At 36.6% G+C, this 24,403-nt stretch carries 24 protein-coding genes; 6 read left to right on the plus strand and 18 right to left on the minus strand.

What is annotated here, in order from left to right; all coding sequences use genetic code 11:
* Positions 1-785: 785 nt before the first annotated feature.
* The gene (locus PGH12_RS06995) at positions 786-1,109 is read right to left on the minus strand and encodes a hypothetical protein (RefSeq protein ID WP_267597456.1); all 324 of its coding nucleotides are present in this window, start codon (positions 1,107-1,109) and stop codon (positions 786-788) included.
* 862 nt (positions 1,110-1,971) lie between these two features.
* Here PGH12_RS06995 and PGH12_RS07000 point away from each other — a divergent pair.
* Positions 1,972-3,444 carry a phage tail-like protein gene (locus tag PGH12_RS07000; RefSeq protein ID WP_267597457.1) on the plus strand — a complete coding sequence of 491 codons (1,473 nt, stop codon included), beginning with the start codon at positions 1,972-1,974 and terminating at the stop codon, positions 3,442-3,444.
* 605 nt (positions 3,445-4,049) lie between these two features.
* The gene (locus PGH12_RS07005) at positions 4,050-5,003 is read left to right on the plus strand and encodes a manganese catalase family protein (RefSeq protein ID WP_267597458.1); all 954 of its coding nucleotides are present in this window, start codon (positions 4,050-4,052) and stop codon (positions 5,001-5,003) included.
* Positions 5,004-5,362: 359 nt separating this feature from the next.
* On the opposite strand, the gene PGH12_RS07010 is transcribed toward PGH12_RS07005, so the two are convergent.
* The 14 genes from PGH12_RS07010 to PGH12_RS07075 form a co-directional block, all read right to left on the minus strand.
* The gene (locus PGH12_RS07010; RefSeq protein ID WP_267597459.1) at positions 5,363-5,557 is read right to left on the minus strand and encodes a hypothetical protein; all 195 of its coding nucleotides are present in this window, start codon (positions 5,555-5,557) and stop codon (positions 5,363-5,365) included.
* Positions 5,558-5,567: 10 nt separating this feature from the next.
* A complete protein-coding gene (ccoO, locus tag PGH12_RS07015) occupies positions 5,568-7,829 on the minus strand; it encodes a cytochrome-c oxidase, cbb3-type subunit II (RefSeq protein ID WP_267597460.1) in 2,262 nt (753 codons plus the stop codon).
* Positions 7,830-7,890: 61 nt separating this feature from the next.
* Positions 7,891-8,139 carry a hypothetical protein gene (locus PGH12_RS07020; protein ID WP_267597461.1) on the minus strand — a complete coding sequence of 83 codons (249 nt, stop codon included), beginning with the start codon at positions 8,137-8,139 and terminating at the stop codon, positions 7,891-7,893.
* 33 nt (positions 8,140-8,172) lie between these two features.
* Entirely contained in the window at positions 8,173-8,628 is a 456-nt protein-coding gene (locus PGH12_RS07025; protein ID WP_267597462.1) for a hypothetical protein, read from the minus strand.
* A 290-nt stretch (positions 8,629-8,918) separates the two neighbouring features.
* Positions 8,919-9,287 (minus strand): hypothetical protein, encoded by a 369-nt coding sequence (locus tag PGH12_RS07030; protein WP_267597463.1) that lies wholly within the window; start codon positions 9,285-9,287, stop codon positions 8,919-8,921.
* A gap of 33 nt (positions 9,288-9,320) precedes the next feature.
* Positions 9,321-9,749, minus strand: coding sequence for a Crp/Fnr family transcriptional regulator (locus tag PGH12_RS07035; protein ID WP_267597464.1), 429 nt, complete (start codon positions 9,747-9,749; stop codon positions 9,321-9,323).
* A 310-nt stretch (positions 9,750-10,059) separates the two neighbouring features.
* Positions 10,060-10,821 carry an SDR family oxidoreductase gene (locus PGH12_RS07040; RefSeq protein WP_267597465.1) on the minus strand — a complete coding sequence of 254 codons (762 nt, stop codon included), beginning with the start codon at positions 10,819-10,821 and terminating at the stop codon, positions 10,060-10,062.
* 46 nt (positions 10,822-10,867) lie between these two features.
* On the minus strand, positions 10,868-11,356 hold the full coding sequence (locus tag PGH12_RS07045) for a CinA family protein (protein ID WP_267597466.1): 489 nt from the start codon (positions 11,354-11,356) through the stop codon (positions 10,868-10,870).
* Positions 11,357-11,413: 57 nt separating this feature from the next.
* Positions 11,414-12,040 carry a hypothetical protein gene (locus PGH12_RS07050; protein ID WP_267597467.1) on the minus strand — a complete coding sequence of 209 codons (627 nt, stop codon included), beginning with the start codon at positions 12,038-12,040 and terminating at the stop codon, positions 11,414-11,416.
* Positions 12,041-12,247: 207 nt separating this feature from the next.
* Positions 12,248-13,414 carry a zinc-dependent alcohol dehydrogenase gene (locus PGH12_RS07055; RefSeq protein WP_267597468.1) on the minus strand — a complete coding sequence of 389 codons (1,167 nt, stop codon included), beginning with the start codon at positions 13,412-13,414 and terminating at the stop codon, positions 12,248-12,250.
* Between the two features lie 41 nt (positions 13,415-13,455).
* Complete coding sequence (locus tag PGH12_RS07060; RefSeq protein WP_267597469.1) at positions 13,456-15,597, minus strand: catalase; 2,142 nt, start codon at positions 15,595-15,597, stop codon at positions 13,456-13,458.
* Between the two features lie 68 nt (positions 15,598-15,665).
* Positions 15,666-16,322 (minus strand): DUF6766 family protein, encoded by a 657-nt coding sequence (locus PGH12_RS07065; protein ID WP_267597470.1) that lies wholly within the window; start codon positions 16,320-16,322, stop codon positions 15,666-15,668.
* Between the two features lies 1 nt (position 16,323).
* Positions 16,324-17,127 (minus strand): SDR family NAD(P)-dependent oxidoreductase, encoded by an 804-nt coding sequence (locus tag PGH12_RS07070; protein WP_267597471.1) that lies wholly within the window; start codon positions 17,125-17,127, stop codon positions 16,324-16,326.
* A gap of 133 nt (positions 17,128-17,260) precedes the next feature.
* Positions 17,261-17,521 (minus strand): hypothetical protein, encoded by a 261-nt coding sequence (locus PGH12_RS07075; protein WP_267597472.1) that lies wholly within the window; start codon positions 17,519-17,521, stop codon positions 17,261-17,263.
* A 200-nt stretch (positions 17,522-17,721) separates the two neighbouring features.
* Here PGH12_RS07075 and PGH12_RS07080 point away from each other — a divergent pair, with 200 nt between their 5' ends.
* The 3 genes from PGH12_RS07080 (at position 17,722) to PGH12_RS07090 (ending at position 19,101) form a co-directional block, all read left to right on the plus strand.
* Positions 17,722-18,120, plus strand: a complete 399-nt coding sequence (locus PGH12_RS07080) for a DUF2383 domain-containing protein (RefSeq protein ID WP_476384928.1) — start codon at positions 17,722-17,724, stop codon at positions 18,118-18,120.
* A gap of 187 nt (positions 18,121-18,307) precedes the next feature.
* A complete protein-coding gene (locus tag PGH12_RS07085) occupies positions 18,308-18,496 on the plus strand; it encodes an SDR family NAD(P)-dependent oxidoreductase (protein ID WP_271286812.1) in 189 nt (62 codons plus the stop codon).
* A 47-nt stretch (positions 18,497-18,543) separates the two neighbouring features.
* Positions 18,544-19,101 carry an SDR family oxidoreductase gene (locus tag PGH12_RS07090; RefSeq protein ID WP_271286813.1) on the plus strand — a complete coding sequence of 186 codons (558 nt, stop codon included), beginning with the start codon at positions 18,544-18,546 and terminating at the stop codon, positions 19,099-19,101.
* A gap of 116 nt (positions 19,102-19,217) precedes the next feature.
* Here the strand turns inward: PGH12_RS07090 and PGH12_RS07095 are convergent, their stop codons facing one another.
* Positions 19,218-19,814: a Crp/Fnr family transcriptional regulator gene (locus PGH12_RS07095; RefSeq protein ID WP_267597473.1), complete on the minus strand. Its 597-nt coding sequence runs from the start codon at positions 19,812-19,814 to the stop codon at positions 19,218-19,220.
* A 420-nt stretch (positions 19,815-20,234) separates the two neighbouring features.
* Between PGH12_RS07095 and PGH12_RS07100 the strand changes: the two genes are divergently transcribed.
* Entirely contained in the window at positions 20,235-21,752 is a 1,518-nt protein-coding gene (locus PGH12_RS07100; protein WP_267597474.1) for an FAD-dependent oxidoreductase, read from the plus strand.
* A gap of 291 nt (positions 21,753-22,043) precedes the next feature.
* Here the strand turns inward: PGH12_RS07100 and glf are convergent, their stop codons facing one another.
* On the minus strand, positions 22,044-23,147 hold the full coding sequence (gene glf, locus PGH12_RS07105; RefSeq protein WP_267597475.1) for a UDP-galactopyranose mutase: 1,104 nt from the start codon (positions 23,145-23,147) through the stop codon (positions 22,044-22,046).
* Positions 23,140-24,267 carry a glycosyltransferase gene (locus PGH12_RS07110; protein WP_267597476.1) on the minus strand — a complete coding sequence of 376 codons (1,128 nt, stop codon included), beginning with the start codon at positions 24,265-24,267 and terminating at the stop codon, positions 23,140-23,142. The genes glf and PGH12_RS07110 overlap by 8 nt, the downstream gene beginning before the upstream one ends.
* Positions 24,268-24,403 lie beyond the last annotated feature (136 nt).

A 24,403-nucleotide genomic window follows, 5' to 3' on the forward strand; every position in this document is an offset into this window, starting at 1 on the left:
AAAATCATAAAGTATCTGCAACATAAAATATTTTCACCTCTAGAACAAGGCAATGATCATATTATAACTGGAGAGCAATTTTGAAAGGGCATTTCGTAAAATTTTCTAGTATTTTGGAATGACAGTAAAAAGCTATTTCTGCAAATCTGCATACTCACACACACTTGATTGATAAGCTCTGAAAACTCGAAATATAATTTTTCATTGTTTACTTTACCAGATTCCAGACGTGACACATCAAGGAAACCGTTGATCATATCACACATACGTTTGATTTGTTGCAGAGACTGAGTATAAGCCTACTTCAAAAATTGATCATCTGTATTCTCCGCTTTTCTTAAAAGAAGTTGTAAGTAAGAAAGTCAATTGGGTTGTGGGTCAACGTTTTATTTTGAAATACCTGTAAATAATTATTAGTCTACACAACAGAATGGAAGTAAGACTAAGCGACGAAAGTCCTCAAGCTCTACTCCTGTTGAAACTTCATACAGTCCTTTGTATTTGTAATCGACTTATACCTTTATAAGCACATGATATATAAGATATCCCAAAATACTATTTAAATTTGGCTATAGAATTGTTTCGACCATTAACCTTACACAAACTCTTATAAATTGTATCGAAAAAAAATTATTATCAGTTATTGAAGATGAGTTAAACCCTTTGAGGTCTTAGATCTTTTTTGAAGCATTACTGCTTTGACATTTAATAAACTTTGGTACTTCTAGAAAGACTATCGCTAGTCATTTTCTTTAGAGCTTCTGTTTATGACTTAATCCTTATGATTAAAATCTTATTCCTATGTCCTTAAATCGAAAAATTTCCCTGCGTAGAACATTTTCCGTGAGAACTTCCCCATGGACCGCAAGCCAAATATATTCCAGAGCCACGAAGATATCATTATCCTGAACTGCGGAAAGAAACACATACATATCACGTCGATCAGGATCATCAAAGTATTCCGAGTCAAACGTCATCACATTTTCAGCTTCCAAACCCCATTCGTCTCTAAAAAACTTATCGAAACTAATATTCTTTTCGATTGCTCTAGCCTGTACAAGTTGCATCCCGTCATTATAAAACTTCACCATATCAGTCGGCTCATCCATTAAATAATCAACTAATATTTCAATAGTGTAATCTGTATTTTTCATAAATTAATATAATGTTAAATTGTGTAGTCCAACAACATTGCTAATCCCAAGGTTCTTTACATCGATTAAAACCACGATCACTCACACACCGCTTTATTATATAATCCATATAATTTCTATAAAACTAGTCTATGGAACCTTGAGCACATCTACTGAATGTTACCGATGATGAATATACCAATACAAAATGACTATGTTTTATGACTATAGTCGCATGCGATCGCGTTAATTTCATAGTTATCAATCATGAATAATTTCTTTTAATTGTACTGACAAGGAATCAAAGTCATCTCAACAATATAAAAAATGTCAATACTGCTAATACATATACATTAAGTCAAGTATCTTTATTCAACGCTATCGTCAAAATCCCCCAATAAATAACGGTAGATCCTGAGAGATTCATCGTTAGTTTTAAATTTTTATGATCGCATCCTTAAAATATTAGCGGTTAATTCTAATATTTTAGTTTCTATTTTGACCATGACACAATGCTGATAAGTTAAGGAAAAGTCTATCATAAATTATCTTCACCTTACCCGAAAGTAAATTTCCCTTAAAGAATAGCAATTCAAAATTATTTTCTAGATCTGATCCATCATTAAATATGATTTGGTTGTTCATGTTTCAGCACAGATGGCGTAAAGCTCCTGGCAAAAGGGCGACAACTAGTAATTCACTGGAATATAATATTTTAGATGATTCAGGTCATACTCAAATTTTTCAACAATGATTATTTTTGCACCGTCAAAATCACTATAGAATTTAGATGTTCTAATCTTGATAGGAGCTTTTGACTATAACTAAATTTATTCTTATGAACAAAATTTTTATTTTATTACTAATCATGTTAGCGGTACTGCTAAAGTCACAGGTGGGAATCAATACTATCCTACCTCATCAGTCTTCAGCATTGGATGTTCAGTCAGGGGTTGCTCCAAAAGGTTTTTTAGCTCCGCGAATGAGTTCTACTGAGAGAATTGCAATCTCAGCACCGGCGGAAAGCTTGCTTGTATTTGATACAACAGAAAAAGCATTTTTCTTCTACAACACAGCAAGCAGTTCATGGATCAAGCTTGCAACTGATATCGGTAGCACACGGAATAACTACAGACTGATTAAATCCGCATCCGATCTTTCGGCCGAACTTACAGCTGGAGGAGGTAACTCTTATCTTCTTACATCCAATACCTACTACGAGATCAACGGAACGGTAACACTTTCTAACTCTATTAATATTAACAATGCATACGTCTCAGGTTTGGATGCGAATGAGGACATTCTATCGTTCCCGGGAGGAGTCGTTTTTAGAGGTAATACGGGAGGTAGTATAAGAAATTTAACAATCACCGGAGGAAAAGCTTTTGAAATTACAGGTCCAGGTGTATCTTCTAGTTCATCCCTTTTAATCCAAAACACAATTGTTCAGAACACGACCATTGGGGTTGGATCTATTACTGGTTTAGGACTTTATTTTGGAAATATTGTAAATTTTATCAATAATGCAAACGGTATAATATATTCCAATATCGGAAATTTGCTTCTGAATAGTCAGGCATGGCTTGATTCTAACAATGGCACATTTGAAACGTTTTCAGGAACTTTTGGATCTATCCAGAAAGCTAGTGGTTTTAGTACAGTGAATAATGCAGATGTAGCACTAGATGTAAGTAATGCCAATCTGGTTGTTGGGACAGGTGTTATTGAGGGAACTGTTTTTTCTGGAACGTCAACAACTCAGCCTGGTTACATAAAGGGCTACACTAGCGGATCATATCCTGGTTTTAACTTCAGCAATGCCTGGACGATTGACGCTCCTGGTATACCGCGTGAAAGTGACAGTGAGGCTACAGGAGATATAAATTTAAGTGCAGAAGTAGGTGTCGGACAATCTACAACTTTCGTAGGAACTGGTACACCCAGTCGAATGAAAGTAAATGGCACAACAACTTCCAACAACCTTTTTCGATTCTCTACCGATAATTTAAATAACCGAATTACTTACAGAGGTAACAAAACAAGATATTTTCAGGTTGCTGCTTCTCTTTCTTATCAGGGTAATAATGATCTGACCGTCATTGTCTACATTGCACGAAACGGTACCGTTATCAACCAAACTAAAGTCTACGGCAGAGGAACAACTGGTTTTCTGGTAACTTCAGGGATTATAGCACTCCCCGTAGTTGGAACAATACAATTAAAAAAAGATGAATACATTGAAATATGGGCAGAACGTTATGCCGGTTCCGGGGATATGCAGACAGTATCACTTAACTTAACAGCAAGATAACAGATTAGAACTTTAGAACCACCGATAAAGTTATTATATTGATATAGAATTAAGCAATATTTAGGGAAGAAACTATAGATCTAAGTAAAATTTGGCCGGTAATTTTAAAATATTTTTGATCATTTTTTAAGTTCACTATTATAAATTTGAAAAATTAGCTGTAAATTGTCATAAATAATAAATCATATTTTTAATTAGGTTTAAGCGGCTATCGTAATCGGTGGCCGTTTTTTTTATTATTTGATGTTGAAAAACAGAACCATAAACTGTATTTATTACTTATGTACTTCTCTTTAATTAGTGATTAAACATAACCACATATAAAAATCACCATTACAGATATCTAGCCCAAGTCTTAAGTGTAAATCCTTAAAATTAATCTTTATTGCTACCCCTAACTATTTATGGCAAAAGCAACAAATAAGCTGGCAATAGTTGTTCAGTTAGAGATTCCAAAGCTGTCAGTCACAGCATACATTATTTTTTTAAATAAGAGTATGATTTAAGTCGTAAACCTATTAATTATCAGACAATTAAACACCTTAATCATCAACGAAATGGCACGATCTTAGTTCCTTCTAGATTACACCTAAAAAATTAAAGTTATGTTTTACCATTCACAAAATTTGATTAATCCAATTGTACCTGATGAACCGGATCCGTCTGCTGCCAATGCATTGCAAGAAGGACTTGGAGGTCAATTCGGTGAAATGCGCACAATGATGCAGTATCTTTTTCAAAGCTTCAATTTCCGTGGAAAGGCTACCCCTTACATGGATTTGATTCAAGGCGTAGGAATTGAAGAAATTTCACATGTAGAGTTGATTACTAAAACTATTTCCCAGCTGTTAGACGGGTCACCAAGATATCAAGGTGACAAATATGAAGCTCCAAGTGCAGGCGGAGGAATTGCGCTTGAGATGGCGAAAGAACAACAAAACCCACATCATTACATTGTTGGGGCCCAAGCAGCACTCCCTGTTGATGCTGCAGGAAATCCATGGAGTGGAAGCTACGTACATAATCACGGAAATCTTGTTCTAGATTTGATGGACAATTTAGTTGTGGAGGCTACCGGAAGAATCCAGAAATGTCGTATCTATCAGATGAGCAGTAATAAAACATTGCGAGCTACTGTAGCATTTTTGATAGTTCGTGATGAAGCTCACCAAGCTGCTTTCGCAAAAGCATTGGAAACATTGGGAGTTGATTGGGGAAAGGTTTTGCCAGTACCAAAATTTGATTCTTCTCAATTTCCGGAAGTTAAAAGATTACTGGATTTAGGGCTGCATCGGGAGCAGTATACCTTCCGTATGGATGGCTCGTTGATGGAACAAATTTTCAGTGGCCCATCCCCTTTTAATGATGGTACAGAGTTGACCACTCTCAAAGAGCCGAGAGAATCTTATCCAATACCCGAGGCACCGGAAAGGCCTGAAGAATTTGCGCCAGGTTTAGATGAAGAAATGCAGGCCTTGGCAGATGCATTTAATGAATTTAAGGAATCTGGAGGAAAAGTCAAAAAGAACGTTGCGATAAAAGGTAAAAAGAAAAAATAACCCTCTCTGAAAAATATTTATTATACAATTTATTGATTTCAAAAAAGAACATTTTGTTCAAGCAGGCGACACAGGTATTTTCTATCTTCAAATATCCAAGAATGAGGTCGGATATAGAGAAGTTAGCGTATTAGTAAAACAAGATAATGATACTTACAAAAAAGCAGAGTACAAACTTGTTGATGAGAATACAACAGTAATAATTAAAATGGAAGATCCTGCTGACATCAGAGTAAATTTTTAAATTAAAACTCCAACGTGCATAACGTTGGAGTTTTAATATTATTACTAATTTTTTGATTTGACTTTGCGTTGGCATTCTTATGACCCTTTTCCAGTTAATTCCAGGACATTATATTCTATTTCTTAAATGATGATTCTTCTGCACCATCATCTTCCAGTGGCGCCCTTATTTCATCTTTACTATATTTTTTGATAAAAACATAAATCACAAAAGCTAAAAGCAGCAGCATGATTGCGATGACAGAAAGTACTTCATATGGCAAAGCACTGTCCTTCTGCCTAAAAAGTAGAGTAATGACTTTAAGTTTCATAATAGAACATTTATTGATTTGAAGCTGTTTTTATTTCATTGGTTCTTATATCTGTTCCTAATCTTTGGAGATAGGAAATTAAAGCGACAATCTCTTTTTTCTCCAGGTCACTTGAGGGTCTTGCTGAATACGCAGCTTTCAGATCAGGAGCTTCGCTGAAAATATCACGCACAATTGCTGCGGCCTGATGATCTGCCCACTGATTTGCGGAATCAATCTGACTTTTGGTGTAAGGAACGTCAAATGTCTTTTGTAAGAGCTTAATTTTATCCACCATGAGAGAACGGTCTAGATTATTGGAGATCAACCATGGATATCTAGGCATAATGGAACCGGCAGAGGTACTTCGTGGATTGTACATATGCTTATAATGCCATGAACTTGGATTACGTCCGCCTTCTCGATGCAAATCCGGTCCAGTTCTTTTAGACCCCCACAGAAATGGACGGTCATAGATAAATTCACCTGCTTTTGAATATTGACCATTTTTTCCATTGAATCTTATAATTTCATCTCTGAACGGTCGAACCATTTGAGTATGGCAGGCATTGCATCCTTCCCTGATATACAAGTCCCTCCCCTCGAGCTCCAAAGGAGAATAAGGTTTCACCGCTGATATGGTGGGAACGGATTTTTCCATTGACAACGTTGGAACGATTTCAACAATACTACCTACCGAAATAGCAAATAAAGATAAAAAGCCCAGTAATACAGGCATTCGTTCCAACCAGAGATGAGCACCTTCTCCTTCTTTACGTTTATTGCTAATATCTGCAAGCGCATGGGCTTCAGCAGGAACATTTTTTTGAAAAGATCCGGTTCTAATCGTTGCGACCAAATTAATCACCATCAGTATGCCTCCAGAGAAATAAAATAATCCGCCGACAAATCTTAACTGAAAATAAGGTATAATAGCAGTAACGGTGTCAAGCCAGTTTTTCCATAAAAGCGTTCCATCCGGATTAAACTGTTTCCACATTAAGCCTTGTGTAAAACCTGATATATACATCGGCACAACATAAAAAATAATCCCCAAAGTACCTAGCCAAAAATGATAATTGGCAAGTCTCACTGAATAAAGTTTAGTCCGCCATAAAATCGGAATCAGATAATAAATAACACCGAAGGCCATAAAACCATTCCATCCTAATGCACCAACATGTACGTGACCAATGACCCAATCAGTAAAGTGACCAATTTTATTGATATTTTTAGTTGCCAACAATGGCCCTTCAAAAGTAGCCATACCATAGCATGTTACTGCGACTACGAAAAATTTTAAAATAGGATTGATTCTGACCTTATCCCAAGAGCCTCTTAAAGTAAGAAGACCATTCAACATACCACCCCACGATGGAGCGATCAACATGATTGAAAAGCCAGTTCCGACAGCTTGCGCCCAAGCAGGAATTGATGTATATTGTAAATGATGCGGACCTGCCCAGATGTAAACAAAGATCAAAGACCAGAAATGAATGATGGATAGTTTGTACGAAAAGACAGGACGATCTGCAGCCTTGGGCAGAAAATAGTACATAAGTCCAAGTACAGGAGTTGTCAGAATAAACGCTACGGCATTATGTCCGTACCACCACTGAACAACTGCATCTTTAACCCCAGCATAAGCTGAGTATGATTTCCAACCCGTAAAACTTAACGGGACTTCCAGATTATTGAAAATATGTAACATAACAAACGCAATCCAGGTTCCGGTATAAAACCAGATTGCCACGTACAAATGTCTGACCCTTCTGATCGTAATAGTCAGGAACATATTGAGTCCGAAAACAATCCATGAAAATCCTATTAAAATATCGATCGGCCATTCGTGCTCAGCATATTCTTTAGAAGTATTAATTCCCATAAAAAAGCTGATATATGTAGCGATAATCATTAACTGCCACGACCAAAAATGGATCCATGAAAGTACATCACTATACATTCTCGTTTTCAATAATCTTTGCAGGGAATAATAAACCCCTACAAAAACATTATTACATACAAACGCAAAAATGACACTTGTTGTATGGAGCATTCTTATCCGACCAAATCCAAACGCGCCCTGGGTATTCATAAGGCCCTGTATATTTTGCACGGACAGAGACTTAATTGTTGAATCATCCGTTCCAAACAAAAATTCGGGAAGTTCCGGATAGAACAGCAAGAGCGCTGCAGTTAAGCCGAAGATGAATCCAAATAATGAAAATACAACGGTAGCATATAAAAATGCTTTAACGATTGAGTTATCATAACTAAACTTTTGAGGTTCCATACAAATTTGTTTATTTTATAATTAGGAGTAATGATGCTGTAAACTTAAATGAGTTATTGTATTATTTAACGGAAATTTGATAAAGTAGTAAAACTCCTACTGCTCCTGAGATCAAACTGCCAACAGGGTATATTTCAGAAGTGATTTCAGTATTTAAGGATATGATGTAATTAATAAGACCTCCACCTATCGCACCAGTAACAGCAAGCAAAATAGTATCTCTCCATGAAACTTGCGAAAAGTCTTTCAAAATAAGCTTGGCTAATGTACCAACGATAACTCCGACTAAAATCCATGCTGAAACCTCCATTTTGCTGTGATTTAAAAAAACTTAAAATTTTATCTATTTGCACATTGACAAGATCTGAAATGCACCTGTAGGAGTGGTATTATCGGTAATTAAAATATAATCCCTTCCTTTTGAGTATTCGGAAACTACGATTTCTGGTGCAAGCAGTTTCTTTCCTTGGTATACAAACCCGATCATTGATAAATCTTTTCTTATCTCCAAGGTATTTGCTAAAGATTTAATCACAATACTTGTAATATTGGCACAACTCTTTAAATTTTTTATTACAGTAACCACAATCAATTGATCGAGATGCTCACTATCATTTGAATACACCTTTTGATTAACATCTTCCAAATCTTTCAATCTTTTAAAATCATATTCAATAACCATCAGATCATCTATATCTTCAAACGAGTAGGTCGAAATCTGATGAACTTGGAAAGCAGTTAGCGATTGTGCATTAACCGAATTGAAATATAACGCTAAAATTATGATCAGATATTTCATAGTTAGTATTTTAGTTAAAAAAACTCTTTATTGAATATCAAGTGGTGACTACTTTTGATCTACTGAGTCATAAAATTATTTTTTTTCTTTTATGTAGCGAGTAAAATTTTCCAATTTAAATATTGATTATGAGTAAAACTCAATTACAGTGATTCACTACTTCCGCAGAACTGCATAATTTATAATAAATCAGTACGAATTATGACTAATAATATGTTCCACAACAAGTACTAATGAAGAATATTGAAACTAACATCAATCTAAAAAAACAAATTAACCACCTACTATGATCACTCAGTTTTTTTTCCACTAGAACTAGTACGACCAGAATTAGCCTCTTTTTTATTTCCCTGAGATCCCTCCTCTTTTTTGGCAATGATGTCACGAACTTCTTTATTAGTCAAGTCAAAATCTTTTGGGGTTTTGGAATTTTCTGTATATAAAGTTCGAGCCTCTCTGGCCGTTATTTTAGAGATATCTCGGCTTGAATTAGAAGCTGCTTCATCAATAAATTCTCCACTGTCGTTAAACTCTTCATCATACTCATGTTGATAATCAAGAAAATAATTTTTATATTCTGTTGATTCTTCAACATCAGCAGATTTTTGATCATCAGCAGATCCTTGAGCAGAATCTTTTTGTTTCAAATTTCTTCTCATGATATTTTCTTTTAATTATATTTTGTGGGTTCTTTATAAACAATCAAAAAGTTTCATAAACCTTTGCGCTGAATTTTCAGAATCCATTTCAGCTCTTTCATATTGTTTATAACAGTGTCGAGCTAGTTCTTTACATAGTCCATTATACAACTGCGGATATACCTCTAGCATAGAAAAGAAATTATATTTACATAAACGAATAACGTCACAAGCTTCAACAGCGAATGCCGTTACAGGATATGGCTTATCAAAAAACAGAAGAGCATCCCCAAAACTCTGTCCCTCACTCACAGAGGATTGATAGAGTGTACCACCCTTGCTATGACAGCACAATTTTAATTTTCCTTGTATCAATTGATGGTAATAGACCAAAATTTCGCCCTCTTGGAAAATCATATCACCGGATCTGTATTGTATCAACTCGGCTCCTGCTGAGTATAAAAATTTTTCTTCAATAATCATATGTCCTTTTTTTTTTGAAAGATGTAGACAATGTTTACCTTGCTTATGCCGGCAGTGCCAATCTTCTTATTTCTATAAGAGTTTCATTTTGAATATTGTATAACTATTGCATTTGGTATTTTCAAACTGCTTGAATCAAAGATAATTTTCTTTAAATCCACATGTTATGACTTTTATCATAATGAGCAACTTCTTGACATACCAGATTCTTCATTCATGTATAGGAACTACCTGGCGTTTTAAATGACAGAAGATTTTATTAAAATGTAGAATGATCTGTTTACCAAATTAAACATTAAGTCTCACTCAATCATCCATTGATGATCATGCCGCCATTGGGATGTAGAACCTGGCCGGTGATTTGAGCTGAACCGTTCGAGACCAGAAAAAGAAAACAAGATGCGATTTCTTCAGTAGAGGCATTGCGTTCAAGCGGAGGTTGATGAGGATCCTCCTTTTCTTCCCCAAAGGTTTTTTCGGTCAAAGGAGTAGATACAGGGCCAGGTGACACAGCATTAACACGAATCCCTTTAGATTTTGCCTGAAGTGCCATTGATCTGGTAAAAGAAACTATGGCTCCTTTCGTAGCAGAATAGTCCAATAGTTCTTCATGACCCTGATAAGCTACTGCTGAAGTTGTATTCACAATACTGTCACCCATCTTCAAGTGGGGATACACTGCTTTTGTCAGCAATATCATTCCAATAATATTTGAATTAAACGTACGACGCACATTTTCCTCCTTTAAGTTTTCTATACTAGTTTCCGGAAACTGAATTCCTGCATTATTGATCAATATATCAATGTTTCCCCACAAGTTGATTACTGTTTCACAAATTTCCGTACAAAATGCGTCCTCATTAATATCTCCCGAAAACGTCATGCATTTCCTACCAAATTTTAAAATTTGTTCTTCAGTGTCTTTTGCATTTATATTATCCTCCTGGTCATTATAATTGACAATAGCAATGTGCACTCCATGCTTTGCTAATAGAAGAGCAACCTCTTTCCCAATTCCACTATCTCCTCCTGTTACGATTGCTACTTTATCTTTCAATTCCGAATATTCCATTATCTGTTTTTTAAAAATTATATGAATTTGATACAATCAATTTTTTTCAGTTGTCTGACTGTATTTCAAGCTGTTTTTCAAAACTCTTCATTATTGACTCTGCATAAAAGATCTGCGCATCCTCTGCAATTTCTTTCTCACTAGTGATCTTCTCGGATACAATCACTGTATTTCGGTACACAATAACATAGTATGCAAAAGTCTTAAAATCTGATGTATCAACAGGAGTTGCATATCCTGTAACTCCGATTCCCCAATCTGTTTCAAACATTTGAGAGACTTCTAATGCCATTGTCTGTGCGATCTTTTGAGAGACACAGTCAGTTTCTTCAGCCTCTTTTTTATTTATACCCAGATGCTTCACTTTTTCCTGTAGAGTGTATGCTGTAATGCCACCCTTAAAAAATTTAGATGCTTCAGTTATTTGTGAAAGCAGGAACTGTAGATAACCGGATGTGACTCTTTCAGCGACGCTCACGGTATTCCCTTGAGCATTTAAATATCTGCCAACTGTTTCTATAATACCTTTCTCCATCGTTTTTAAAAATATTTTCTGTATTAAAATTTTATATTTTAGACATTCAATTTCATGCTAAACCTTTATCATTGAATTGACAAAATCTTCCCATTGCAGTTTACTCCCACCAAATATTCCGCCTCCTGCTACGAATATATTACGGAGCATATCCCAAAGTCTAACATTCGACGTATTTGGAGATTCATTTCTGCCATGAACGCTCAACTGGATATCACTACCTGAACGGATTAGAATAAAACTATTCGTGGCATTTTGCTCATAAAAATGCGCAATACCACCTCCTTTATTGTCTAAACAAGGGCAAGGACGCATTTGAAGATGTATGTATTCAATGTTTTCTTCATGATAATTCTCAACTTTTTCTATGACCACCCAATCATAACCATTTCCAGTCTTATTTTTGGGTGCAGGCATTTTAATTTTGACGAAAAGATTTTCAGCAGCATGAAAATGCCCACCTTTTCCATTGGAATCAACTAAGTCGAATTTCGTAGGTAATTTTCCAGCGTTAATATTCCAATGACTGATGTTAAGGAGTTGATCCGCAAGTTTTCTATACAAATCCTCTGCGATGCCTTGAGACAGGCAGGGTTTTGTTGCTGCAGCATCGCTAGACGATCCACTATCGTGTTTCGGAAGAAGATGATCTATGTTAATTAAATATTTTACGGTTTTTGACATAACTACATAATTTTAGTACTAACAATTAAGCTGACTTTTTAAGTGTTAAAAAAGTGGTTGAAGTTCAAAGCTATTACAATCGACGGCGTCATGCTATGACATTAATCATAAAGCTTTTGGTATAATAAAAAGGGTCTCTACTACGAGAGACCCATGATCAAAATAAGAATATAATACTTATCAAAATCCAATATTTTAAGTTCGTTATTATTTCCAGGGATCTAAAACAACCTTCACACAGCCGTCTTCTTTTTTATGAAATATCTCGTAGCCTTTTGCCACTTCGTCCAAAGCCAAACGATGCGTGATGATATCATCAAGTTTCACCTGTCCTGTTTCCACATAATTCAAAAGCTTATCGATAATCGGATGTACAGGAGCCTGACCTGCTTTTATAGTCAAACCTTTGTCAAACAGTTGACCTACTTTAAAATTATCATAATTCATCGGGTATACTCCTAATATTGAGACAAAACCTCCTCTTTTCGCTCCACTCATACATGCTTCAAAAACTTTCACAGAACCTTTTTCAAAATTGATCACTGCTTTAGCGCGATCAATTAAATCTCTATCTGGTTCGAAACCTACTGCGTCAATGCATACATCTGCACCACGACCATCGGTCATATCGCGGATCTGCTCTACGGTTTGCTCTGCATCTTCCCACAAAATAGTTTCACAGCCTGTCAATCTTGCGATCTGATCTAATCTGTATTGTTGGGTGTCGATGACAATTACCTTTTTGGCATTGTGTAAAATTGCACTTTTTACTGCCATTGATCCCACTGGTCCGGCACCGAAGATAGCCACGGTTTCATCCCCTTTCAAATCTGCCCACATTACCCCAGTGTAACCTGTAGGGAATATATCGGTAAGAAATAAAACCTGTTCATCTGTAAGGGAATCTGACACTTTTCTAGGTCCAAAATTAGCATACGGTACACGAACGTATTGCGCCTGACCCCCATCATAACCACCGTACAAATCTGCGTAACCAAACATACCGCCACCTTTTTCAGTTAAAATACCTCCCTCTGGACCATAGTTTTGAGGATTGGAATGTTCGCAGCCTGAAGGCAAATCGTGTTGACAGAAATAGCATCCTCCACATGCGATAGGAAATGGAACGACAACACGGTCACCCACTTTAAGATGAGTAATATTGGTTCCGACTTCTTCAATAATCCCCATGAATTCATGACCCATCACCATGGGACGAGCCTGGGGAATTCCACCTGTGTACATATGCAAGTCGCTTCCGCAAATAGCGGTTGATGTCACTTTTAAAATAATATCATTCGGATCTTTGATGATCGGATCATCTACAATATCACAGGTAATTTTACCAGGAGCGTGAAAAACTGCTGCTTTCATATTTTTATATTTTGATTTGGTTAAATTTAATTTCTGAAAGTTTAATCTTCCATTCCGTTTCTTTCTTTTTCGAACTCCCAAACTCGGTGTTTAGCTATTGCATCTACAAATAAGTCATCGGCATCTGTGTTATCCGCCGTGATTACTCCCGGATCGTCATGTTTTATCAAAGCCACATCGGTTAGATTTTTAAGCATATCAGTTTCTTTTCCGAAATAAATGGCTTTACAATGACGGAATGCTTCATTGATAAAATCTACCGTCATATTTTTGTTTCCAGACCTTACAAAACCTTCTGCAGACCTTGCTCCACCACAAATATATAATGCATCAAAACAAACGCTTGACGTCGTGGACAGAGCATGATCAGGGATATAGGCCTGTCCGTCCGATGATTGTACAGGCGCAACTGAATCAGCAATGTATTGTACCACTGCTCCCTGACCTTCGAGTTTTTCAATCAAACGGTCGGTAGACGCTGCATCGAAACCATTGGTCATCATAAAACCTATCACGCGGCTTTCGATGGTATCTTTAACTGTATCTGCCATGCTCAATGCCTTTGAAGATTTTGTTTTGGGTTCTATCTCTGCACTTTGAAGGCTTGCAGGATCTGCATCTGCCGGAATACTCTGATTGGGCTGAGCAAGTATTTTCACTTCAACACCTAAACGTGAAGCAACCTCATTCGCAAGATCTCTATTTACAAATGCAAGCTGCCCTACCATTCTTTCTCTGATTTCCTGAATTGTTACTTTCGACAGTTCAAATACCAATGCATTCTGCAAATGGGTCTTTTCAAATGTCGACTGACTGTTGTAGAATAATTTTGCCTGAGAATAATGATCTACAAAACTTTGGCTTCTTGCCCTTACTTTATGACCTTCAACTCTTTCTTCCTGAGAAGCAAAACCACCATCTTTCATCATTGCCTGGAAAGGACAGCCGCCTCCCATAGAATTGGGTTCATAACTCACCTTTCCTGTTGCAATCTGCTGACGCATGTGACCGTCTCGCTGATTATTGTGAACAGTGTTGATTGATCGATTGATAGGAATCTCATGGAAATTCGGCGATCCCAACCTTGTCAATTGAGTATCTGTATATGAAAACAGTCTGCCCTGTAAAAGCGGATCATTACTGAAGTCAATTCCGGGAACAATATGACCTGGGTGAAAGGCTACCTGCTCCGTTTCCGCAAAGAAATTATCCGGGTTTCTGTTTAACGTTAAAGTACCAACCAACTGAACCGGAACAAGTTCTTCGGGAATCAGTTTTGTAGGATCCAGAAGATCAAAATCAAAATCATGCTCATTCTCTTCGGGAACTAGCTGTACACCAAAATCCCACTCTGGGAAAGCTCCGTTTTCAATCGCTTCCCATAAATCTCTTCTGTGGAAATCGGGGTCGTTCCCCGATATCTTCTGTGCCTCCGGCCAAGCAACCGAATGTACTCCCAATCTCGGCTTCAAGTGGATTTTCACAAAATGTACTTTCCCTTCTTCATTAACAAACTTAAAGGAATGAACACCAAATCCTTCCATCATACGATAGCTTCTTGGGATGGCTCGATCGCTCATCAGCCACATAATCATATGTGTACTTTCCGGCATTAAGGAAATAAAATCCCAGAAGGTATTGTGTGCCGATGATGCCTGAGGAATTTCATTGTCCGGTTCCGGTTTTACCGCATGCACCAGGTCAGGAAATTTGATGGCATCCTGAATAAAAAAAACAGGAATATTATTGGCTACCAAATCATAAATACCTTCCTGAGTGTAAAATTTAACCGAAAAACCTCTAACATCACGGGCCAGATCTGTACTTCCTCTACTTCCTGCAACCGTAGAAAATCTCACGAAAACAGGGGTCTCCTCATCAACATTATTTAAAAATTTTGCCTTTGTGTATTCTGAAAGGCTTTTATTTAATTTAAAAACCCCATGCGCTCCCGAACCCCTTGCATGAACTACTCTCTCAGGAATTCTTTCATGGTCAAAATGGGTAATTTTTTCTCGCAGGATAAAATCGTCCAACAGAGATGGCCCGCGCTCACCTGCTTTTAAAGAATCCTGGTTGTTGTTGATTTTTAAACCTTGGTTAGTGGTTAGCGCTGCGTCCGAATTGTCAGTGATTACATTTTGAAGCTGACCAATTTTTTCATTTAAATGTTCATTTTTCATAAAAATTTCTTATTTGTCGTTTATCGTATTAATTATTAAAAGTCAGTAAGCTTTCCGAATGCTTTTGATTACGCATTTTCCTGATGCGGCATGTCAACCGGTTTTGATTCCGGTGAACCCTTTTGCCTGAGCCATATTGATAAAATTACCAGAGAGGCAACAGCCAAAAATTCGCTTTGCCAATTCTGTAAGGATTCAAACCAGAATCGGGAGTTCTGCAAGTAAGCCACCCAAGTGATCGATGGTTTGTTCTTCATCACTTGTTCACTGTTATATTCATTTAAGCTTCCGTAAAAATGAAGAATGAAGCTTGTAAGAAAAAGAATCCCGAAAGCAATGGATAAAGAATTTTTGTAGATCGTTAAAACCAGGCCTCCCTTCTTCACAGGCCAGGGAGCATTTTTATGAGCCATCGGAACCCTGTCAACATCCTCTTTTCCTTCCAATGATTTGGATTCGCTTGATCCTTTTTGACGCAGTGAAACAGTAAGTAACACATACAGCATCATCTGCAAAAACTCACTTTCCCAATTTTCGAAGGTAGCCTGAATAAAATGACCACTTGACAGATACCGTGTCATATTAATAACGGGCTTTCCATTTTCTGTCAATTCAGTGTTAAGGGTATGCCAGCCCGTTAAGAACTGACCGCCCCAACAAACCAACATCAATAGAAGCAGCACAATGCTCAATCCATTTCTGTATATAAAAGAATAAGACTTCATGCTATTCCTTTTCTGATTTCGGCTTTTGCATTTCGCCCATTCGATGTGCTGCCATAGTATCTGTACTAATATTACTCATAGCAACTGTCAATTTATTTCTGATGCCTGAAATAATTTTATCATCACCATTCATCATAGCCTTATACCCATCTTTTGCAACGTCTTCTGCTGAAGAAAAGTTTTCCCAATCTTCCATGATCTTACTGTCATTCATCAATGCTTTATTGAAAAAATCTGTTGAAGTCGGTCCCGGAAGCAACGCTGTTACAGTAATACCAGAATTCTTCAATTCCTCACGGATCGCTTCAGACCACGATAAGATAAAAGATTTTGTTCCATGATAAACCGAATGCCATGGCCCAGGTGCAGTACTGGCAATTGATGCTAAATTCAAAATCTTCCCAGGACCTTTATCTGCTCTGTCTTTGATAAACAACTTGGTTAATATCATCACAGCAATGACATTTAAATTGATGATATCGATTTCACGGTTAAGGTCGGTCTGCTCAAACTTTCCATAAAGTCCCTGTCCTGCAGCATTAATTAAAATAGAAGGACTAATATTGCTCACCTTCAATTCAGCGTACAATGAATATACATCATCCTGATAAAATAAATTTTTATTGAAAGCTGCTATCTTGACCCCATGCACTTGCAGTTCGGCTGCAGTTTTATCCAGTGTTTCCTGATTTCGGCCTACAATTGCTAAATTATATCCATTACTTGCTAAGAGTTTTGCTAACTCCAATCCTATTCCACTCGTAGCTCCGGTAACCAGTGCGTACTTAGTATTATTATCAGTCATATTATTTGCTTAAGTTTAGGTTAGGTTTAAGTTTAGATAAATCATGCCTTGTACCGGTAATATTTGTTTGATTACGATTCCGGTTTCTAATAAAATCCGCTCAATATAGTCGAAGTATTGCCTTGAATTGCCTTTATTTTTTATACGCCCCAACATTAGAAGAATCGCTTTCGGCATTTTGAGAAGAATTTTGAGACGGTTTATTCTGCAACGCAGCATTTTGTGATTCAGTGTTCAAACTGTCAGTTGACATTGCCGAGGAGTTGTTGGTAGGCATACTGTTATTATCATAAGCAGATGAAGAATCCGCATTGGAATTTTTTGCAGAAGCCTCCTTTTTGCAGCTGATCAATGTCAAAGCTAAAGTGATTGTGGTTGTGATTAATAATTTCATAATATTATTTTTAGGTTTATTTCAAAGTTATTACTGTATAACAAGCGAGATTATGACTAAGGTCATAGTACCAGAATTAAAACCTCTATATTTTTATAAAAGAAGTGCAGAATTGAATTGCAATACCTTAAACGATTAATATGGAATATGATAGAATAGTATTAGTACTTAATGATCTGCTTTAGATCACGAATAACTGAATCGAAGGCTTTGGAAAAGTAGAAGGAAAAGTTTGGGAAAGCTATCCTGATATTAAAGCTGAATATGATCGGATGATTTCTCAATCCAAGATGATGAAAAATGAACTCATCAATATGATCAATGAGAAAGGAGGGCATCCCATTAACTCTCCTTCGATCCCTGGATCTTTACACCGCACCTGGATAGACATCAAAAATTCCTTTACGATTGGAAACATTGAAGAATCAACTTTATCTAACGTGGTTTTCGGCGAGCAGGCGGCCATGAAAATTTATCAAGCTGCGTTGGAGAGTGGCGATCTTTGCCATAAAAGCACGGAACTGGTAAAAGAACAGCTCAACAGTTTAAAAGTTTCACATGAGCAGTTTAAGAAGATCGAGGAATATAAAAGTCAATAGCTGAAATTCTGATTATAAAAAAAAATGTATTAAAAAAAAATTAAGTATGAATAGAGATGACCAAAATTCAGTTAAATCCGACTGGAACGTACCGAGCGAAAACTCCCCTCTTGTGGATCCCACTACGAAACATCCAAAGCCACCATTTCAACAACAATTTTAACCGTTTTCCGGCTTGGTAAGTAAAATGATACCGATACCCGATCATGGAGAAAAATCATATAAAGGTTCTGGAAGACTCAGCGGAAGAAAAGCTCTAATAACGGGAGGAGATTCCGGAATCGGAAGAGCTGCTGCAATTGCCTACGCTAGGGAAGGTGCAGATGTAGCAATCAACTATTTACCAAATGAAGAACCTGATGCACGGAAGTTATAAAACTCATAGAAGAAACAGGAAGAAAAGCTGTTGCGATTCCCGGCGATTTGCGAGATGAATTTTTTTGTAATACACTGATTTTAAAGGCAGTTGAACAACTGGGCGGTTTGGATATTTTAGTAAATAATGCCGGTCATCAGAAAACCCATGACAGCATTTTAGATATCAGTACCGAAGAATTTGACCGAACAATGAAGACCAACATCTACGCGCCTTTCTGGCTAATCAGGGCAGCACTTCCGCACCTAAAGCCAGGTTCTTCAATCATTGGACTCTCTTCTGTTCAGGCATACGATCCATCAAAAGATTTATACGATTATGCGCAGACCAAAGCAACTACCAGCTACATAAAATCATTGGCGAAACAATTAGGACCAAAAGGGATTCGTGTCAACGGTGTCGCACCGGGACCGGTATGGACCGAACTGGAAATTAGTGGCGGACAAACGCAGGAAAATATTGAAAAATTCGGAGGAGATACCCCACTCGGAAGACCGGGACAACCCGCCGAGTTAGCTTCCATCTTCGTGCAACTGGCAGATAACGACGGTAGTTTTGCAACCGGGCAAATCTATGGTTCCGCCGGTGGCAGCGGGCAACCGTAATTTAATATATCTATTAAACTTTAAATTGATCTTAGATGATCAAAGATAATGTTAGCTCTAGAGGAAATCTCTAGAGGTGTTTAATACAATCGCAATTATGTTTATAAAAAAATGATTTAATAAAAAATTTTACTGTTAATGATTTTTACAATATTTACCCGTTCCATCCTTTTAAACACGCGAATAACGGTCTCGACACGAAGCCCCGTAAGAGAAGCAACTTCGAGTCTTGTGTAAGGGATTTGATATGAAAAAGGCTCTGTTATTTTATGGTATTGTTTAAGGCTGTCCATCACACAAAGTACTTTAATAAATGGGTTATTAGAAGATAAATTATTAAGCATTACATATCGGTAATGCATTCTTTGTGCAGTATATTGGTATAGTTTGAACAAAATCTTTTTATCACTATGAACCAAATCCAAAAACTTTGAAATAGATAAACGTATTATTGCTGTATCTGTCATTGCAACTGCATTAACTGGATATGGGAGTTCAGAAAAGATAAACGTTTCTCCGAGACAATGTCCAGTTGAAGGCAGACTATGAATAAATTCCCTACCTTCTTCGTGATAATTGGCAATCTTCACATCTCCTGAATGGATTTGATAATAAAATTTGGGAGTTTCTGATTCTCTAAATATAAAATCGTTTTTCTTAAAATTCAATAACTCTCCTCCATGACGAAAGAGTAGATTTTCATCGACTAACATGTTCCAAAAAAGTTTTTAAAAGATATCAAATTCATGTAAATACATAACGCTGGCGACTAACTAACAGTAGATATTATATCACTTTAAAGTGTTATAATTTTAATTATTATAAAGATAATAGTATAAGATATTTTAATCGTATGACCTTAATCATACATCCGGAAACAATAATCTAACCCATTAACTTTCAATTAACTATTGGTACGGATTTAGTATCATTTTAAAATATATGTATAGCTTTTAGGCTCCTTCAAAATTTACTACAGAGATGTCAATTTTTTTAAATCGCAAACCATCAATTTTTCATGTTCATCATACAGAAAAATTTAGTGCTTCTTACACTTAAGCTTAAGTTGGAGCAAAAGAATTCTTCCAAATGCAATATCATCAGATTTACTAACCAATCACAAAATAATTATTATGAATCGAGACGGAAACACAATCAGTTTTTGGCAATCTACGACTAACGTAAATCAACATCAAACTGCAAAAGCAAATAATCCCCAACATTATGACACCATAATTGTAGGAGCAGGGATAACCGGCGTAACGCTGGCGAAGGAACTGCAAAATAGAGGGCAAAAATGCCTAATCATAGAAAAGGCTAACGTTGGATTCGGAACGACAGGTGGAACGACAGCGCATATCAATAATTTTTTCGATTCTTCTTATGACGAAATCATCTCCGATTTCGGAGAATATGGGGCAAAGACTCTGGCCAGTGCAGCGAAACAAACTATAAAATATATCCAGTCCAACATTCGTAAATACCATATTTCCTGCGAATACAATGAGTGCAGTTCTTTTGTTTTCAGTGCAGAAGAAAAACAAAATGACATGCTTGAAAAAATGTTCGATGCACATCAGCTGGTTGGAATTGACACTGTAAAAGTTCATAGCATCCCTTTTACACTACCATTCGAAAATGCTATCGAAATAAAAGGTCAGGCACAATTTCATCCGTTACGGTATATTAATAAGCTGATTAAGGAATTTGAAAGGGAAGGTGGAGTAATACTTACCGCTACTCAAGTAACGGATTTCGAAAACAAGGACGGAAAAGTAAAAATCTTTGTTAATGAGGACGATTACTATACTGCAGATAATTTGGTCTGGGCGACTCATATTCCTCCGGGAAATAACCGTTTTAGTATACTCTTATCACCATACAGAAGTTATGCGGTAACCGCAAAATTAGGTAATCCGGTATCGCACATGGCTCAGGCCGCAGATTTATACGATCCCTATCATTATGTCAGATATCATAAATCAGATGATGATTATTTTATCATTGTAGGTGGATATGACCATATGACAGGAGACGAGGATGACACTGAAAAACATTTTGCAGATCTTTTATCCTATGTTGACAAAAATTTTAAATACAGAAATATCACTGCGAAATGGTCTTCTCAATATTATGTACCTGCAGATGGACTGGCGTATATAGGACAGATGCCGGGGGAAAGAAACATTTACATCTCAACGGGTTACAACGGTAACGGTATGACCTTCGGATCTATGGCATCACTCATAATTCCGGAATTGATGGAAGGGAAAATAACGCCCTTATCCAATCTGCTTGACCCCGGACGAATAAAACCTATAGCTAGTGCCCGAAATGTTCTAACAGAAGTTTTTAATGCGTCAGCGCATTTTGTTAAAGATAAATTTTCTGCGGAAAAAATAAAAGATCTTGATACCATAGTTGCGGGGGAGGGAAGAATAATCAAACACGATGGTGATACTATTGCCGCTTATCGTGACCAAAAATGTGAACTCCATCTGCTAAGCCCTGTATGTCCACATACAGGATGTAATGTTGTTTGGAACCCCTCAGAAGTTACTTGGGATTGTCCATGCCATGGATCCCGTTTTGATATCGATGGCACTTTATTAAATGGTCCAGCGATGTCAGATCTAAAAAAAATAGATTAAGATTATTAATAACAAACTTTCAAAAATAATAAAAGCCTTCCACTCAGAAGGCTTTTATTAATAAAGTGAATGGAAATATATAAGTGTTGCACACTTATTGATTAATCATCAAAAATTCAATCATAGATTTGCTTTTAAATATATGATATGAGTAAGAGATATTGATTCACCAAAATACCAAGTTCCACTGTGAACCAATAATCCTCCTACATAAGAACTTACTGATATGCCCCGACAAAACAACCACCCATCAGAAAACTTTATACGGATTTGTATTTGAAGCCAAAAACATTATTGTACATACGCTTCCCTAGCTTTTAACTTTTTAAAAAGTGCCAGAGATTGCGCCACCACCTGATCCATATTATAATATTTATACGTTCCTAAGCGTCCTGTGAAAAAAACATCAGGATAATCTTCAGATAGTCTTTTGTATTGATTGTAAATCTCCTGATTCTGTTTCCTCGGAATAGGGTAATAAGGATCTCCTTCTGCAGTGGGATATTCGTAAACAATGGTTGTTTTTTCGTTTTTCTGTCCGGTCAAAAATTTAAACTCAGTAATTCTGGTATACAAATTTGAGGTAGGATAATTTACCGTTCCCGTAGCCTGATAATTTTCCTGATTTAAGGTTTCGAATCTAAAATCAATAGAACGGTAAGGTAATTTTCCATAGCAATAATCAAAATAAGAATCGATAGGACCTGTATAAATTAAAGTTTTAAAAGGAATAACATCAACAATATCCTTGTAATCGGTCTGAAGCATAATGCTAATATTTTTGTGCGACAGCATTTTCTTAAACATTTCGGTATATCCATTTTTTGGCATCGCCTGAAAAGTGTCTGTGAAATACCGGTCGTCTTTGTTGGTTCTTGTGGGAACACGAGCAGTTACGGAAGCATCCAATTCTGAAGGATCTAGATCCCATTGTTTTTTAGTATACCCTTTGAAAAATTTCTCGTACAATTCTTTTCCGACAACATTCAACACGACGTCTTCTGAGGTAAGGATAGGATTTCTTTTTTCAGCTTTTGAAGCTAAGAAATCGGTAACTTCATCTGACGTTAGATTTTTGCCATACAACTCATTAATGGTTGTTAAATTAATCGGAATTGGAACTAATAATCCGTCAACACTTCCCAAAACCCGATGTTCATAAGGTCGCCAATCTGTAAACTGTCCTAAATATTTGAATACATCTTCAGAATTGGTGTGGAAAATATGAGGCCCATATTTGTGAATCAGAATTCCTTCTTCATTATAAAAATCGTATGCATTACCTGCAATATGATCACGTTTATCAACAATTAAGATTTTCTTTCCTTCGTGAGCAAGACGCTCTGCTAAAACTGCTCCGGCAAACCCGCAGCCTACTATCAAATAATCATACATGGTTGATCTGTTTTTTTAAATTTTCTTTTGCCATTTTATTTATTTGAACCTGACTGATGAGCCTGTTCATTTTCTGAAAGGTATTATCCCAGGAATCATCCTCTATAAAATGATCAACGGTTCTAAGCCAGTGATCCTTCTCTGTTTCTGAAAATAGTTTTTCTGCAGCCAAAATGAACGAGTCTGCATCTTCAACAATTTGCACCAGACCTGCGTTACCATAGGGTTGCACCACATCTTTTATTGCGGTGGATATCACAGGTTTTCCAGCCGCCAGATATTCCGGAGTTTTAGTTGGACTGATAAATTCTGTTGATTCATTTAACGCAAATAAAATCAGCGCTATATCCCAATGGGCAATGTACAACGGCAGTTCTGTGTATGTTTTTGGACCTAAATAATGAATATTGTCTGCTTGCGGCAAATCATCCGGATTAATTTTGACAACGGGACCGATAATCACAAACTGCCAGTCTGGGCGCTGCGCAGAAACCTCACGGAGAAGTTCTATATCAAACCTTTCGTCAACAACCCCAAAAAAACCAAGCCTTGGAAAACCGATATGCGCTTGATCTTCTGGTTCATGCTGAATCTTTCGTGCTTTTCCGAAGTGAGCTTTATCAATACTGCTTGGCATTGCATGGATATTATGGTGTCGATCTTTTTTTGCCTGATAAAGAGAATACCCACCAGTAAACACCACATCAGCCATCTTAAAAAGCTCTTCTTCCAGTTCTAACAATTGCGGCGGTGCAAATCTGAACGCAGACAGCTCATCCATAGAATCATAGATGATAGTCTCAGGATTTAATTGATTGGTAAACCGCAATGCCATTGGTGTGTAGTACCAACTTAAATAGTCTTTGATGTCATATTCTTGCAGAATTCTTGAAATTAAATTTTCAATTTTGGTATTCGTGTGCTCATCATGCTGTGTTACAAATAATTCAACGATATAGACACCATCCTGTACATTGACGATGTACCTATCCGAATCTCCAATCTTGGGCTCTTCAAAATAAAATACTTGATAATGTTTTGAAAAGCGTGTTAATAAATGTTGAGGTCTTTGATAGACAAAGTTCCATGATAGGTGACTAAAACATAGTAAATATTTCATAGTGTGATGTATTTAATTATGAACAATTTAGTGAAACATGAATCCAAACATTATGACTTTAGTCACAACATCTCAAATAGGACATTATCATTATAAATATTACAATATGAATACAATATCTTCAAATACAAACAAT

This window comes from Chryseobacterium sp. CY350 (assembly GCF_027945075.1).
Taxonomy (GTDB): Bacteria; Bacteroidota; Bacteroidia; order Flavobacteriales; family Weeksellaceae; genus Chryseobacterium.

Bases quoted from the DNA above. Each gene is read 5' to 3' on its own strand.
- PGH12_RS06995 (WP_267597456.1), bottom strand. From the start codon at position 1,109: ATGGATGAGCCGACTGATATGGTGAAGTTTTATAATGACGGGATGCAA.
- PGH12_RS07000 (WP_267597457.1), top strand. From the start codon at position 1,972: ATGAACAAAATTTTTATTTTATTACTAATCATGTTAGCGGTACTGCTA.
- PGH12_RS07005 (WP_267597458.1), top strand. From the start codon at position 4,050: ATGTTTTACCATTCACAAAATTTGATTAATCCAATTGTACCTGATGAA.
- PGH12_RS07010 (WP_267597459.1), bottom strand. From the start codon at position 5,557: ATGAAACTTAAAGTCATTACTCTACTTTTTAGGCAGAAGGACAGTGCT.
- ccoO (WP_267597460.1), bottom strand. From the start codon at position 7,829: ATGGAACCTCAAAAGTTTAGTTATGATAACTCAATCGTTAAAGCATTT.
- PGH12_RS07020 (WP_267597461.1), bottom strand. From the start codon at position 8,139: ATGGAGGTTTCAGCATGGATTTTAGTCGGAGTTATCGTTGGTACATTA.
- PGH12_RS07025 (WP_267597462.1), bottom strand. From the start codon at position 8,628: ATGAAATATCTGATCATAATTTTAGCGTTATATTTCAATTCGGTTAAT.
- PGH12_RS07030 (WP_267597463.1), bottom strand. From the start codon at position 9,287: ATGAGAAGAAATTTGAAACAAAAAGATTCTGCTCAAGGATCTGCTGAT.
- PGH12_RS07035 (WP_267597464.1), bottom strand. From the start codon at position 9,749: ATGATTATTGAAGAAAAATTTTTATACTCAGCAGGAGCCGAGTTGATA.
- PGH12_RS07040 (WP_267597465.1), bottom strand. From the start codon at position 10,821: ATGGAATATTCGGAATTGAAAGATAAAGTAGCAATCGTAACAGGAGGA.
- PGH12_RS07045 (WP_267597466.1), bottom strand. From the start codon at position 11,356: ATGGAGAAAGGTATTATAGAAACAGTTGGCAGATATTTAAATGCTCAA.
- PGH12_RS07050 (WP_267597467.1), bottom strand. From the start codon at position 12,040: ATGTCAAAAACCGTAAAATATTTAATTAACATAGATCATCTTCTTCCG.
- PGH12_RS07055 (WP_267597468.1), bottom strand. From the start codon at position 13,414: ATGAAAGCAGCAGTTTTTCACGCTCCTGGTAAAATTACCTGTGATATT.
- PGH12_RS07060 (WP_267597469.1), bottom strand. From the start codon at position 15,597: ATGAAAAATGAACATTTAAATGAAAAAATTGGTCAGCTTCAAAATGTA.
- PGH12_RS07065 (WP_267597470.1), bottom strand. From the start codon at position 16,322: ATGAAGTCTTATTCTTTTATATACAGAAATGGATTGAGCATTGTGCTG.
- PGH12_RS07070 (WP_267597471.1), bottom strand. From the start codon at position 17,127: ATGACTGATAATAATACTAAGTACGCACTGGTTACCGGAGCTACGAGT.
- PGH12_RS07075 (WP_267597472.1), bottom strand. From the start codon at position 17,521: ATGAAATTATTAATCACAACCACAATCACTTTAGCTTTGACATTGATC.
- PGH12_RS07085 (WP_271286812.1), top strand. From the start codon at position 18,308: ATGATACCGATACCCGATCATGGAGAAAAATCATATAAAGGTTCTGGA.
- PGH12_RS07095 (WP_267597473.1), bottom strand. From the start codon at position 19,814: ATGTTAGTCGATGAAAATCTACTCTTTCGTCATGGAGGAGAGTTATTG.
- PGH12_RS07100 (WP_267597474.1), top strand. From the start codon at position 20,235: ATGAATCGAGACGGAAACACAATCAGTTTTTGGCAATCTACGACTAAC.
- glf (WP_267597475.1), bottom strand. From the start codon at position 23,147: ATGTATGATTATTTGATAGTAGGCTGCGGGTTTGCCGGAGCAGTTTTA.
- PGH12_RS07110 (WP_267597476.1), bottom strand. From the start codon at position 24,267: ATGAAATATTTACTATGTTTTAGTCACCTATCATGGAACTTTGTCTAT.